This window comes from Streptomyces verrucosisporus (genome assembly GCF_017114865.1).
Taxonomy (GTDB): domain Bacteria; phylum Actinomycetota; class Actinomycetes; order Streptomycetales; family Streptomycetaceae; genus Streptomyces; species Streptomyces fenghuangensis.
Map to the genome: position 1 here is coordinate 553,099 of NZ_JADEYH010000002.1, position 13,227 is coordinate 566,325.

At 72.1% G+C, this 13,227-nt stretch carries 10 protein-coding genes and 1 riboswitch; of the genes, 5 read left to right on the forward strand and 5 right to left on the reverse strand.

Annotation, left to right across the window (positions count from 1 at the left end; genetic code table 11):
* Together IQ279_RS05520 and IQ279_RS05525 are read left to right on the forward strand one after the other, a co-directional pair.
* Positions 1–1,197: a dipeptidase gene (locus IQ279_RS05520; protein ID WP_206347133.1), complete on the forward strand. Its 1,197-nt coding sequence runs from the start codon at positions 1–3 to the stop codon at positions 1,195–1,197.
* 284 nt (positions 1,198–1,481) lie between these two features.
* Positions 1,482–1,702: riboswitch (cyclic di-AMP (ydaO/yuaA leader) on the forward strand.
* 4 nt (positions 1,703–1,706) lie between these two features.
* On the forward strand, positions 1,707–3,017 hold the full coding sequence (locus IQ279_RS05525; RefSeq protein WP_206347134.1) for a transglycosylase family protein: 1,311 nt from the start codon (positions 1,707–1,709) through the stop codon (positions 3,015–3,017).
* A gap of 191 nt (positions 3,018–3,208) precedes the next feature.
* On the opposite strand, the gene IQ279_RS05530 is transcribed toward IQ279_RS05525, so the two are convergent.
* Positions 3,209–3,589: a VOC family protein gene (locus IQ279_RS05530; RefSeq protein ID WP_206347135.1), complete on the reverse strand. Its 381-nt coding sequence runs from the start codon at positions 3,587–3,589 to the stop codon at positions 3,209–3,211.
* A gap of 294 nt (positions 3,590–3,883) precedes the next feature.
* On the reverse strand, positions 3,884–5,224 hold the full coding sequence (locus IQ279_RS05535; protein ID WP_206347136.1) for a UDP-glucose dehydrogenase family protein: 1,341 nt from the start codon (positions 5,222–5,224) through the stop codon (positions 3,884–3,886).
* A gap of 203 nt (positions 5,225–5,427) precedes the next feature.
* Between IQ279_RS05535 and IQ279_RS05540 the strand changes: the two genes are divergently transcribed.
* Positions 5,428–6,606: an acyl-CoA dehydrogenase gene (locus IQ279_RS05540; protein ID WP_206347137.1), complete on the forward strand. Its 1,179-nt coding sequence runs from the start codon at positions 5,428–5,430 to the stop codon at positions 6,604–6,606.
* A 112-nt stretch (positions 6,607–6,718) separates the two neighbouring features.
* On the opposite strand, the gene IQ279_RS05545 is transcribed toward IQ279_RS05540, so the two are convergent.
* Positions 6,719–7,933, reverse strand: coding sequence for an LCP family protein (locus IQ279_RS05545; RefSeq protein WP_372445071.1), 1,215 nt, complete (start codon positions 7,931–7,933; stop codon positions 6,719–6,721).
* Positions 7,934–8,093: 160 nt separating this feature from the next.
* Between IQ279_RS05545 and IQ279_RS05550 the strand changes: the two genes are divergently transcribed.
* The gene (locus IQ279_RS05550; RefSeq protein ID WP_206347139.1) at positions 8,094–8,645 is read left to right on the forward strand and encodes an acyl-CoA thioesterase; all 552 of its coding nucleotides are present in this window, start codon (positions 8,094–8,096) and stop codon (positions 8,643–8,645) included.
* A gap of 24 nt (positions 8,646–8,669) precedes the next feature.
* Here the strand turns inward: IQ279_RS05550 and IQ279_RS05555 are convergent, their stop codons facing one another.
* A complete protein-coding gene (locus IQ279_RS05555; protein ID WP_206347140.1) occupies positions 8,670–10,286 on the reverse strand; it encodes an LCP family protein in 1,617 nt (538 codons plus the stop codon).
* A gap of 147 nt (positions 10,287–10,433) precedes the next feature.
* Between IQ279_RS05555 and IQ279_RS05560 the strand changes: the two genes are divergently transcribed.
* Positions 10,434–11,477, forward strand: a complete 1,044-nt coding sequence (locus IQ279_RS05560; RefSeq protein ID WP_307792224.1) for a glycosyltransferase family 2 protein — start codon at positions 10,434–10,436, stop codon at positions 11,475–11,477.
* A 107-nt stretch (positions 11,478–11,584) separates the two neighbouring features.
* On the opposite strand, the gene IQ279_RS05565 is transcribed toward IQ279_RS05560, so the two are convergent.
* Positions 11,585–13,195, reverse strand: a complete 1,611-nt coding sequence (locus tag IQ279_RS05565; protein ID WP_206347141.1) for an LCP family protein — start codon at positions 13,193–13,195, stop codon at positions 11,585–11,587.
* Positions 13,196–13,227 lie beyond the last annotated feature (32 nt).

The following is a 13,227-nucleotide window of genomic DNA, read 5'->3' on the forward strand; positions in this document are numbered from 1 at the left end:
ATGGGTCACTCCGCCGAGCTGCTGGCGCGGGCCAGGGAGCTGCTGGAGGCCCACCCCGTCGCCGACGGCCACAACGACCTGCCCTGGGCGCTGCGCGAGCAGGTGGCCTACGACCTGGACCGGCGCGACATCGCCGGCGACCAGTCGGCCCATCTGCACACCGACATCCCGCGGCTGCGCGCGGGCGGGGTGGGCGCGCAGTTCTGGTCGGTCTACGTGCGCACCGATCTGACGGGCGACGCCGCCGTCAGCGCCTGCCTGGAGCAGATCGACGTGGTGCGGCGGCTGGCCGACCGCCACCCGGCCGACCTCAGGCTCGCCCTCACCGCCGACGACATGGAGGCGGCCCGCGCCGAGGGCCGCATCGCCTCCCTGATGGGCGCCGAGGGCGGCCACTCCATCAACAACTCCCTGGCCACGCTGCGCGCCCTGTACCGGCTGGGCGTGCGCTACATGACGCTCACCCACAACGACACCATCGACTGGGCGGACTCGGCCACCGACACCCCGCGCCACGACGGCCTGACCCGCTTCGGGGAGGAGGTCGTGCGGGAGATGAACCGGCTGGGGATGCTGGTGGACCTCTCCCATGTGGCGCCCGCCACCATGCGCGACGCCCTGCGCGTGACGACGGCGCCGGTGGTCTTCTCGCACTCCTCGGCCCGCGCGGTGTGCGACCACCCGCGCAACATCCCCGACGACGTGCTGGAGCGGCTTCCGGTCAACGGCGGTGTGGCGATGGCCACATTCGTGCCGAAGTTCGTGCTGCCCGCCGCCGTCGCCTGGACCGAGGCCGCCGACGAGAACATGCGCGCCCACGGCCTCCACCCCCTGGACGGCACCGAGAGGGGCCTGGCGGTCCAGCGCGCCTACGAGGAGGCCAATCCGCGCCCGGTCGCCACGGCGGCGACGGTCGCCGACCACCTGGACCACATGCGCGAGGCCGCGGGCATCGACCACATCGGCATCGGCGGCGACTTCGACGGAACGGCCTTCACTCCGTCCGGTTTGAGCGATGTGTCCGGATATCCGTATCTGGTGGCCGAGTTGCTGGACCGCCGCTGGTCCGAGGCCGACCTCGCCAAGCTCACCTGGCGGAACGCGGTGCGCGTGCTCCGCGACGCGGAGGCGGTCGCCCGCCACGAGCGGACCAGGCGCGGCCCGTCCATCGCCACCATCGGACAGCTCGACGGGTAGTCCCCGGAGCCCCTCGTGATTCAACTCACGAGCCGGCCCTCCCCGGTGCGTCGCTCTGCGTGCCGGAGGAGGGCCTTCTGCGTTATCCGCCCAGGTAGCGGAGAGAAGTGACAACGCGTCAGATGCTGATGCCGCCACTCTTCGAGAGGTGAACGCAGCGGACAGTGATGGTCGGACGATCATCAAAGCCTTCGAAACGGGCGTCCTGTGACCCATCGGCTTGTATCGGCGGAAACGATATGCCTACCGTTCTGGCCGCGCCGTACGAATGTGCGGCGGCCCGCTGTCGAACGCCGAATCCTGTCAACGGCGGCGGGCTGGACCATCCACACCACCCGATGGCAGGAGCGGGGGACCCAAGGTAAGTCGCCGTCCCGGGCCGTGAGGCCCGCACGGGACGGCTTGGGGTGAAGCCATGCCGCGCGCCACGCGCCGCGGCACACATGGCCGGGCAACTCCAGCCCGAACCCGACAGCTCACCTCGCAGGCGTAGGAGAAGGAGCACACCTATGTCCGCACGCGGACGTCACCGTCGTATCCGCAACAGCCGCCTCACCCGTCTGTCGCTGGCCATCTCCGTGGGCGGCGCCGGCATGGCCCTTCCCCTGGTGACCGCCGGCGGGGCCAGCGCGGCCTCCGTCGACACCTGGGACAAGGTCGCCCAGTGCGAGAGCACGGGCAACTGGTCCATCAACACCGGCAACGGCTTCTACGGCGGCCTGCAGTTCACGCAGAGCACCTGGGCCGCCTTCGGCGGCACCGAGTACGCGCCGCGTGCCGACCTCGCCACCAAGGACCAGCAGATCGCCGTCGCCGAGAAGGTGCTGGCGGGACAGGGCCCGGGCGCCTGGCCCGTGTGCTCGGTCAAGGCCGGCCTGACCAAGGGCGGTCCCGCCCCGGCCGTCTCCCCCGACGGCCGGAGCAACCCGACCGAGCAGAAGGAGCAGGCCCCGGCCGCCGCTCCGAAGGCCGAGGCCAAGCCCGAGGCCGAGCCGAAGCAGGAGAAGAGCGAGCCCGAGGCCGCGCCGCAGCGCGCGGACCGCGGTGAGCGCGCCCACGGCCACAGCCACGACCACGGCACCGGCGAGGGCACCTCCTACGAGGTCGCCGGCGGCGACACCCTCTTCAAGATCGCCGACGCCCAGGGCGTCCAGGGCGGCTGGGAGCGCATCTACGAGGACAACCGCCAGGTCATCGGCGACAACCCGAACCTGATCTTCCCGGGCCAGGAGCTCACCCTGGGCGGCGCCGCCGCCCAGCAGAAGGCCGCGGCCAAGCCCGAGGCCAAGCCGGCCCCGAAGCCCGGGAAGGCGGAGAAGGCCGAGAAGGCCGAGAAGAAGGCCGCCCCGAAGGCCGAGAAGGCCGAGGCCGTGCAGCAGTCGGCCGAGCGTGCCGACCGCAGCGACCGCGGCGCGGTCACCGGCTACACCGCCCCGGTGAACGCCGCCCCGTCCGGCTCCTACAAGGCCTCGGGTGCCCGCTGGTCCAACGGTCACACCGGTGAGGACTTCGCCGCCGCCTCCGGCACCCCGGTGAAGGCCGTCACCAACGGCACCGTGGTCTCCGCCGGCTGGGGCGGTGCCTACGGCAACCAGGTCGTCATCCGCCACGAGGACGGCCGGTACAGCCAGTACGGTCACCTGTCCTCGCTGTCGGTCAGCGCCGGTCAGACGGTCGGCACCGGCCAGCAGATCGGCGCCGTCGGCTCCACCGGCAACAGCACCGGCCCGCACCTGCACTTCGAGATCCGTACCGCCCCCGGTTACGGCTCGGACATCAACCCGCTGGCCTACCTGCGCGCCAACGGTGTCAGCATCTGAGGGTCCTGACCCTCACCGGCCCGGTCACCCGGGTCCGGCCCCCTGGCCGGACCCGGGACCGGATCCGGACGAGAGGCGGGCGGGGCAGGGGTGTTCGCACCCCTGCCCCGCCCGCCTCTTCTTCGTGCCTCCGCCCGCGCGCCCGGTTCACCGGCGCGCCCTGCCCGCTCACGCCCTCGCGGGCGGCCGGCTCACTCGACGCAGAGGCAGAAGGGGTGACCGGCCGGGTCGCGGTACACCCGGAAGTCGCGCTCGCCCCCGTCGCCCTGGAGGAGTTCGGCCCCCAGCTCCAGCGCCTCCCGCTCGGCCGCGTCCAACTCCCGGCGGGGCACGTAGAAGTCGAGGTGGAACTGCTGCGACCGCTCGGCGCTCGGCCACTGCGGCGGCACGTGGCCGCGCGCCTCCTGGAAGGCGAACGTCCGCCCCTTCAACGCGCCCGAGTCGAACGTCACCTCCACCCACCTGCCCTCGCCCTCGGCCTTCCCGCCCAGCAGCCGTGCGTAGAAGTCGGCGAGCTTCCCCGGCTCGGGGCAGTCCAGTACGAGGACGTCCCGCAGCGTGGTGATGGCCATGGTGCTCTTCCCTCCTGTGTCGTGGATCACTGCTCCTGCTACCCGGCCCGCCGCCTGTCGACGACTCCAGCCGAGGGTGCGCACCGCGGTGGCCGACGGCACCCGGACCCGCGTCGAGACGTGCGGGGCGCACGGCTGCCGCCGGGCGTACCACGACGGAAGCCCGGCCGGCCGCGGGCACCGTCGCACCATGGCCGTCCGCGGCAGCCGGGCGGGCAGACGCGGACGTACCGTGCACGGCGGCACGTCCTTAGGACCGGGCCGCCCCGAGACGGGGGGAGAGGGGGGCGGGCCTTACGCCGTCGGCCGGCCCAGCGCGCGGAAGGACCAGCCCGCCTTGCGCCACAGGGCCGGATCGAGGGTGTTGCGGCCGTCCAGGATGCGCTTGTGCGCCACGGACTGGCCCAGCGCCTCCGGGTCGAGCTCCCGGAACTCGCGCCACTCCGTCAGGTGCAGCACCACGTCCGCCCCGCGCACCGCTTCCGGCGCGCTGTCCGCGTAGCCGAGGGTGGGGAAGACCCGCCGGGCGTTCTCCATCCCCTTGGGGTCGTAGACCGTCACCTGCCCGCCCTGCAGATGGATCTGGCCGGCGACGTTGAGCGCCGGCGAGTCCCTCACATCGTCGGAGTCCGGCTTGAAGGTCGCGCCCAGCACCGCCACGCGCTGCCCCAGGAACGCGCCGCCCACCGTCTCGCGGGCCAGCTCCACCATGTGGGAGCGGCGGCGCATGTTGATCGAGTCCACCTCGCGCAGGAACGTCAGCGCCTGGTCCGCGCCCAGCTCGCCCGCCCGCGCCATGAACGCGCGGATGTCCTTGGGCAGGCATCCGCCGCCGAAGCCGATCCCGGCACGCAGGAACTTCCGTCCGATCCGGTCGTCGTACCCGATGGCCTCCGCCAGCTTCACCACGTCGCCGCCGGCCGCCTCGCAGACCTCGGCCATGGCGTTGATGAAGGAGATCTTGGTGGCGAGGAAGGAGTTCGCGGCGGTCTTCACCAGCTCCGCCGTCGGGAAGTCGGCGACGACGAACGGAGAGCCCTCGGCCACCGGCCCGGCGTACACCTCGCGCAGCAGTTCCTCCGCGCGCGCCGAGCGCACCCCCACCACGATGCGGTCCGGGCGCAGGGTGTCCTCCACGGCGAAGCCCTCGCGCAGGAACTCCGGGTTCCACGCCAGCTCCGCCGCGTCGCCCGCCGGGGCCAGCTCGGCCAGCCGCCTCGCCAGCCGGTCCGCGCTGCCCACCGGCACCGTGGACTTGCCCACCACCAGGGCGGGCCGCGCCAGATGCGGGGCCAGGGATTCCACCGCGCTGTCCACGTAGGACATGTCGCACGCGTACTCGCCCTGCTTCTGAGGGGTGTTCACACAGACGAAGTGGACGTCCCCGAACGCGCCCACCTCCTTCCAGGAGGTGGTGAAGCGCAGTCGCCCGGTCGAGCCCTCCACCCCGGCGACATGGCGGCGCAGCAGCTCCTCCAGTCCGGGCTCGTAGAACGGCACCCGCCCGGCGGAGAGCGTCTCGATCTTCTCCGGCACCACGTCCAGCCCCAGCACCTCGAAGCCCAGCTCGGCCATGGCGGCGGCGTGCGTCGCGCCGAGGTAGCCGGTGCCGATCACGGTGATCCTGAGGGCCATGGACTGCTCCTGGTGTGCGGGCGAAATGCTGCCCGCGAGCATATCCGGCCGCCGCCGGGGCGGGCGGGGCAGTGCGGGCCGGTGCGCGGAGGGCCGGCGCGGGGCCGGTGTCGGCAAACTCATGTATCCGCGGCGAGGGCGGACCACTAGAATTGTGTTACTTAACGGTAGTTAGCAGCAGCGCACCCAGGGAGTGAGACACCGTGGCGGGATCGACCGACTTCGACCTCTACCGTCCGTCGGAGGAGCACGACATGCTCCGGGAATCGGTGCGCTCGCTCGCCGAGGCGAAGATCGCGCCCTTCGCGGCCGAGGTGGACGAGCAGGGCCGCTTCCCGCAGGAGGCCCTGGACGCGCTGGTCGCCAACGACCTGCACGCCGTCCACGTACCCGAGTCCTGTGGCGGCGCGGGCGCCGACGCGCTCGCGACCGTCATCGTGATCGAGGAGGTCGCCCGCGTCTGCGCCTCGTCCTCCCTGATCCCGGCCGTCAACAAGCTCGGCTCCCTCCCGGTGATCCTGTCCGGTTCCGAGGAGCTCAAGAGCAAGTACCTCGCCCCGCTGGCCAAGGGCGACGCGATGTTCTCCTACTGTCTCTCCGAGCCGGAGGCCGGCTCGGACGCCGCGGGCATGAAGACCCGCGCCGTGCGCGACGGCGACTTCTGGGTGCTCAACGGCGTCAAGCGCTGGATCACCAACGCCGGCGTCAGCGAGTACTACACCGTGATGGCCGTCACCGACCCTGAGAAGCGCTCCAGGGGCATCTCGGCCTTCGTGGTGGAGAAGGGCGACGAGGGCGTCTCCTTCGGCGCCCCGGAGAAGAAGCTCGGCATCAAGGGCTCCCCGACCCGCGAGGTCTACTTCGACAACGTCCGCATCCCCGCCGACCGCATGATCGGCGAGGAGGGCACCGGCTTCGCCACCGCGATGAAGACCCTGGACCACACCCGCATCACCATCGCCGCCCAGGCCCTCGGCATCGCCCAGGGCGCGCTGGACTACGCCAAGGGCTACGTCGCCGAGCGCAAGCAGTTCGGCAAGCCGATCGGCGACTTCCAGGGCGTGCAGTTCATGCTCGCCGACATGGCGATGAAGCTGGAGGCCGCCCGCCAGCTCACCTACGCCGCCGCCGCCCGCTCCGAGCGCGTCAGCCTCGGCGCCGACGGCAAGGCGGAGGATCTGACCTTCTACGGCGCCGCGGCCAAGTGCTACGCCTCCGACGCCGCCATGGAGATCACCACGGACGCCGTCCAGCTGCTGGGCGGCTACGGTTACACCCGCGACTACCCGGTCGAGCGCATGATGCGCGACGCCAAGATCACCCAGATCTACGAGGGCACCAACCAGGTCCAGCGGATCGTGATGGCCCGCAACCTGCCGTAAGACGCCTTACCCGGGCGGCACGCCCGGGAACGCGTGTGGGCTCCCGGACCGTCCGGTCCGGGAGCCCACACGTTCACATGGCCATGGTGGCGTCTTCCCCGCGCGGGCGGGTTCAGTCGGCCTTGACCGTGACCTTCTCGCCGTTCCTCATCTGCTCGACGAGCTGCTTGACCCTGGCCATGTCCCACTTGAGCGAGCCCTGCGGTGCGGAGCCCGCTATCGGCATGTTCATCGAGGTGCCCTCGCCGCCCGAGACGCCCTTCATGGCCCAGAACATCGAGGCGAGGTCGAACAGGCCCATGTCCTCGTCCACGATCAGGGTGTCCAGGCCCGCTCCCAGCGTCGGATAGAGCCTGAAGGGGTTGATGACCGTGGAGGGGGTGGCGGCCTGGTTCGCCAGGGCGGAGAGGAACTTCTGCTGGTTCTTGGTGCGCTCCAGGTCGCTGCCGGCCTCGTAGCGGTTGCGGACGAAGGCCAGGGCCTGGGCCCCGTCGAGGGTCTGGCGGCCCTTCTTGAAGTCGGCGCCGGAGTTCTTGTCCTTGATGTCGCGCGGGATGTCCATCTCCACGCCGCCGAGGGCGTCCACGATGGAGGCGAAGCCGCCGAAGCCGATCTCCGCGTAGTGGTCTATGCGCAGGCCGGTGTTGTACTCGACGGTGCGGACCAGCAGGGTGGCGCCGTCCATGGCATAGGCGGCGTTGAGCTTGCGCGCGCCGGGTGAGGGGAAGGTCTTGCCGCTCTCGGAGCCCTTGAACTCCGGGATGGTGACCCAGGAGTCGCGCGGCAGGGAGACCATCGTGTTCCCCTCGGGGCCCACATGCAGGATGATCATGGAGTCGGTGCGCTTGCCCTCCGCCGAACCGGTGCGCAGCTCCTTGCGCTCCTCGTCCGACAGCCCTTCGCGGCTGTCGGAGCCGACTATGAGGTAGGTGGTGCCCTCGCCCTTCTCGGGCCGGTCCATGACCGTGCTCAGGTCGACCTCCCGGCGCAGCTTGGAGTCGGCCCAGAAGTAGGTGCCGACCGACCACACCAGCAGTACGACGAGTAGTGTGACGAGTCCCGTCTTGAGCCGGCGGCCCCAGTCCGGCGCGGGTCTCGCGTCGCCGTACCCGGGTCCGCGGGGCCCGGGTACGGAGGGCCCGGCCGGGCCGCCGCCCGCGTAACCGGAACCGGCGTAGACCTGGCCCGTGTTGTAGCCGGAGTCGTAACCCGCCTGTCCGCCGTAACCGTAGCCGCCGCCGGGATCGTTGCCGTATCCGGTCGTCGGTACGGCGCGGTTGGGAACCGGGCGCGGGCCGACGCCGCCACTGTTGGGCCAGTCAGTCATGGGAGGCAGTGTGCCCTCCCGGACCGGGCGCGCCATAGACAGGGGGGCGGAACAGGGGCACGGCTGTTGCAGAGCTGATGCATTGCGGGGGCGTGCGGGGCGTGCGGGATCACACCGGGCCGTGCCGTTCCGCCCGTGACGGGCGGCTTAGGGTGGATGCATGACCACTCAGGCCCAGGCCACCCCGCACGAACTGCCGGGCAAGCCCACCGCGGCGTCCCGCACCACCCTGTCCCACATCATGACGGGGAACGACACCAACCTCCTCGGCACCGTCCACGGCGGTGTGATCATGAAGCTGGTCGACGACGCGGCGGGCGCGGTCGCCGGACGGCACTCAGGGGGGCCGGCGGTCACGGCGTCGATGGACGAGATGGTCTTCCTGGAGCCGGTCCGGGTGGGCGATCTGGTGCATGTGAAGGCCCAGGTGAACTGGACCGGCCGGTCCTCGATGGAGGTCGGCGTGCGGGTGCTGGCCGAGCGGTGGAACGAGTCCACGCCCGCCACCCAGGTCGCCTCCGCCTATCTGGTGTTCACCGCGGTCGACGAGAACGGCCGGCCGCGGCCCGTACCGCCGGTGGTCCCCGAGTCCGAGCGCGACAAGCGGCGCCGGCAGGAGGCGCAGATCCGGCGCACGCACCGGCTCGCCCGGCGCCGCGCCATCAAGGAGCTGCGCGACCGGCGGGCGGCCGAGGGCATGACGGAGGACTGACGGCCCCACGGTCCGCTCCCGCGGTCACGGGCAGACGACCTCGTCGCCCGTGACCGTCTTTCCGCCCCCGCCCCCGACCTCCGGGCGCGCGGACTCCTCCGCCTCCTTCGCCTCCTCCTTCGGCGCCGGACTGGCGGAGGGCTCGGGAGCGTGGCGCACCCGCAGCACCCCGCGGTGGCCGGAGCCCAGCACGACCTCCATCACCCGTCCCTGTCCCTCGACCTCCTCCAGTTCCGCGCCGGGCAGCGCGGTGGCCAGGGCGCGCGCCGAGCGGTCCCACTCGGGGTCGTGGCGGATGACCGTGCGCCGTACGTCCTGCTTCTCCGCGCCGCGCGGAGTGCCGGTGGTGTCGAAGCCGGTGGCGCGCAGTTCGCGGTCCACGCGCGCTCCGAGGGCGGCGATCGGCGTGCCGTTCTCGATCTGCACCCGGATCTTGCCCGGTTCCACCCGGACCGGGAGGGGGCCGGGCGGACGCGCCGCGGCGCCCGGCTCCTCGTCGAGGTTCTTGCCGTCGCGCTTCGTCCCGTGTCCCGCGGCACGCCCCGTGCCGTGCCGCTCGGTGCCCTCCTCCGCTTTCGCGCCCGCCGCGGTGCCGGGCGACAGCGGCCGGTCCAGGCGCAGCGCCGCGAACATCTTCCCGGCCTTCTCCTCGTCCCAGGTCACGGTGGAGCCGATGCCGGGCACGCTGTGGTCAAGGTCCTCCAGGGGCACCGAGGCGAACTCCGAGGAGGCCGCGGTGAAGTCGCGCATCGCCCGCCCCAGGGCCAGCAGTTCACGGGCGCCGAAATCCCGGTCGGCGCGCACCGACCCCAGGAGCGCCGATGCGACCCGGCGCAGCCGGACGGGGTCGGTCAGCACGCCGCCCCCGGTCGCCTCGCTGATCACGGAGGCCAGGAAGCGCTGCTGGCGCTTGATGCGGCCGAGGTCTCCCTCGGCGTCGACCTGCCGGGCACGGACGTACTGCAGGGCGCGGCCGCCGTCGAGCCGGGTGGTGCCGGCGGGCAGGTCGAGTCCGCTGCGGCTGTCGGTCAGCGGCCGGGTGGTGCACACCGGGACGCCGCCCAGGGCGTCGACGGTCCGCATGAAGCTGGTGAAGTCGACCTCCAGGTAGTGGTCGACGCGTACCCCCGTCATCTTCTCGATGGTGCGGACGGTCAGATGCGGGCCGCCGAGCGAGTAGGCGGCGTTGATCTTCCCGGTGCGGCCGGTGCGGAGTTCGCCGGTGGCGGGATCGGTGTACGGGGGGAACTCGGTGTACGAGTCGCGGGGGATGCTCACCACGCTGGCCCGGTCGCGGTCGGCGGACAGGTGCACCAGCATGAGCGTGTCGGTGCAGTTGCAGGGCGTCCCGCCGAGGGAGTACCGCTGCCGCTCCTCCTCGGTGACGGTGTCGCGTCCGTCGGTGCCGACGACCAGGAAGTTGAGGCCGTCGCCGCTCAGGGGGCGGTGGCTGAGGCCGCGGAAGGGGTCCACCCGCTCCAGTCGGCCGTCCAGCCCGGAGACCAGCGCGTGGCCGATGCCGCCGGCCATCAGCACCATCGCCGAGACGGCGGTGGCCGCCCGGAGACCCCAGCGGGACGGGCCCCGCCGCTTCGGCCGGGGACGGGCGTGGCGACCGCGCTGACGGGACCGTGCGGGCATCGGGGAAGCACCTCCGTGGCGGTGGGGGCCAGGAAGCGGCCAACATAGGCCCATACGATCTACGGACCACCGGTCCCACGCCGCCCGCCGCCCGCGGCCACCCGGCTGCCGTGCGAGCGCATCACCCGATCGCGGTACCGTGACCCGGTGAGCTCTCCTGTCGAACCCACCTCCCAGCCCGCGGCCCCGCCCGCGGTCTCCGTGATCATGCCGGTGCTCAACGAGGAACGGCATCTGCGCAGCTCGGTGCGGCACATCCTGGAGCAGGACTACGCCGGCGAGCTGGAGGTCGTGATCGCGCTCGGTCCCTCCGAGGACCGCACCGACACCATCGCCGCCGAGCTGGTCCGCGAGGACCCGCGGGTGCGCACCGTGCCCAACCCCACCGGCCGCACCCCCGCCGGTCTCAACGCGGCCATCGCCGCCTCCCGCCACCCGGTCGTGGTGCGGGTGGACGGGCACGGGATGCTCTCGCCGGACTACATCGCGACCGCGGTGCGGCTGCTGGAGGAGACCGGCGCGGCCAACGTCGGCGGCATCATGCACGCCGAGGGCGAGAACGACTGGGAGAAGGCCGTGGCCGCCGCCATGACCTCAAGGATCGGGGTGGGGAACGCGGCCTTCCACACCGGCGGCGAGGCGGGCGAGGCCGAGACGGTCTACCTGGGCGTCTTCCGCCGCGAGGTGCTGGAGCGGCAGGGCGGCTACAACGAGGAGTTCATCAGGGCGCAGGACTGGGAGCTGAACTTCCGCATCCGCCAGGACGGCGGGCTGATCTGGTTCTCGCCCGAACTGCTGGTCTCCTACCGCCCCCGGCCCAGCGTCCGCGCGCTGGCCAAGCAGTACCGCAACTACGGCCGCTGGCGGCACGTGGTGGCCCGCTACCACTCGGGTTCGATCAACCTGCGCTACCTGGCGCCGCCGGCGGCCGTACTGGCCATCGGGGCGGGAGTGGTCGCGGGCGCCCTGGTCACGCCGTGGGCCCTGGTCGTCCCGGGCGGCTACCTGGCGGCCATCACCGCGGGATCGGTCCCGGCGGGGAAGGGGCTGCCGTTCGGGGCGCGGGTGCGCATCCCGCTGGCGCTGGCCACCATGCACATGTCCTGGGGCTGGGGCTTTCTGACGAGTCCCAGGAAGCTGGCGGAGAAGGTGAGGGCCAGCAGCCGGGAGCCGGTTGCGGCGGGCGGCTGACCTGGGCCCGCCGCACACACCACAGGGCCGCGCCCTCCGCTCCCGGAGCGCGGCCCGTTCCCGTCCTCCGGTTCCCTCCCGCCCCGCCGGGTCACCGGGTCACCGGATCACCAGGTGTGGGCGGGGTTGACGTTCATGCACTTCTCCTCGTCGCCGTTGAGCGCCTTCGCGCTCTCGGGGGCGCCGCGCTCGTCGTCCTCCTCGGAGACGGGCTGCTCGGGGTAGGTGTTTCCCTCCCGCCAGTCGGCGCCGACCACCACGGTGACCTGCTCGACTCCGGCGGACTGGCGTGCGGAGCGCTCCGGCAGGCCCAGGGCCTCGGCCACGGCCAGGGCGTCGCCGCGCAGGTCCTCGCTCGGGTACGACACGGTGGTGTCGGCCTGGGGGGCCTCCTCGGGGTCGGTCCCGGCCTGGGCGAAGCCGAGCCGCCGCAACTCCTCGGCGATTGAGCCCGCACGGCCGTTGACGGGGCCGAGGGTGACGGTGCGGGTGCCGTTGCGGACCTGTACAGGGATCTCGCCGGCCGGAGCGGCGGGGTCGGAGGTCTTCTTCTCCTTCTTCGGCTTGTCCTTGCCGTCGAGGGCGATGTCGTCCCGGATGAGGGAGAAGACCTTCTCGGCGTCGCCGGGCTTGGGCACCACGTAGCTGCCGCCGTCGGAGTACTCCCACGGCATGGTGACCATGGTGATCCGCTCGGTGGGGACCTGCTTGAGCTCGTTGCCCAGGTCGTAGAGGTCTTTGACGCCCTCGATGCCGTCGTCGACGGTGAGAGCCTCGGTGGCGGCCTCGGCGAGCGACCTGAGCTTGCCCGGGTCGGTGAGCTTGGTGCCCGCCTTGAGCTGGCGCACCATCGAGTTCATGTACATGTGCTGGGCGCGGGCCCGGCCGATGTCCGTGCCGTCCCCGAAGCCGTGCCGGGTGCGCAGCCACTGCAGGGCCTGCTCGCCGCGGATGGTGGTCTCGCCCTTCTCCAGGCGCAGACCGGACCTGCTGTCGTGGACGTTGGCGTCAACGCAGACCGGGACGCCGCCCACCGCGTCGGCCATGTCCACCACACCCGCGAAGTCGATCATCATGAAGTGGTCGACGGGTATGCCGGTCAGTTCCATCCAGGTGGCGACGGTGCAGCCCGGTCCGCCGTACTGGAGGCTGGAGTTGATCTTGCCGGTGCTCTGCGGGTGGACCGTGCTGTCCTCGGGATCGGTGCACTCGGGGATGGTCACCTTGGTGTCCCGGGGGACGCTGAGCACCGAGAGGCTGTCGCGGTCGGCCGAGAGGTGCAGCAGCATCTGGACGTCGGCCAGCGGCTTGCGCCCCACATCACGCCGGGAGCCGCCGAGTTCGAGGTTCCGCTCGGAGTTACGGCTGTCGGAGCCCAGCAGCAGGATGTTGAGGGGGGTGCGGCCCTCCGCGTTCTGCCGGTGCTTGAGCTGGTTGTCGCCGAGGGTGAGGGGCTTCCTGGTGAGGTTGCCGTTGAGGTGCTCGTAGTAGAGGTAGCCGGCGCCCGCCGTGCCGAGGATCAGCACGGACAGGGAGAGCGCCGTCCAGCGCAGCACCCGCCTGCCGCGGCCCGCCGGCCGCTTCGGGCCGCCGGCGCGGTGGCCCGGACCGCCGGACGCGGGCGTCGCGTCCCCGGGGCCTCCGGCCCCGCCCTGCCGGCTCTCCCCGGATTTCACGGACTCCTCCGGTTCCCCGGATGCGTCCGGCTCGTCGTACATGCTGTCGTTCCAGCCGAAGTCCTCCGGCCGAG

Bases quoted from the DNA above. Each gene is read 5' to 3' on its own strand.
- IQ279_RS05550 (WP_206347139.1), top strand. From the start codon at position 8,094: ATGACCACTCAGGCCCAGGCCACCCCGCACGAACTGCCGGGCAAGCCC.
- IQ279_RS05555 (WP_206347140.1), bottom strand. From the start codon at position 10,286: ATGCCCGCACGGTCCCGTCAGCGCGGTCGCCACGCCCGTCCCCGGCCG.
- IQ279_RS05520 (WP_206347133.1), top strand. From the start codon at position 1: ATGGGTCACTCCGCCGAGCTGCTGGCGCGGGCCAGGGAGCTGCTGGAG.
- IQ279_RS05565 (WP_206347141.1), bottom strand. From the start codon at position 13,195: ATGTACGACGAGCCGGACGCATCCGGGGAACCGGAGGAGTCCGTGAAA.
- IQ279_RS05535 (WP_206347136.1), bottom strand. From the start codon at position 5,224: ATGGCCCTCAGGATCACCGTGATCGGCACCGGCTACCTCGGCGCGACG.
- IQ279_RS05525 (WP_206347134.1), top strand. From the start codon at position 1,707: ATGTCCGCACGCGGACGTCACCGTCGTATCCGCAACAGCCGCCTCACC.
- IQ279_RS05545 (WP_372445071.1), bottom strand. From the start codon at position 7,933: ATGACTGACTGGCCCAACAGTGGCGGCGTCGGCCCGCGCCCGGTTCCC.
- IQ279_RS05530 (WP_206347135.1), bottom strand. From the start codon at position 3,589: ATGGCCATCACCACGCTGCGGGACGTCCTCGTACTGGACTGCCCCGAG.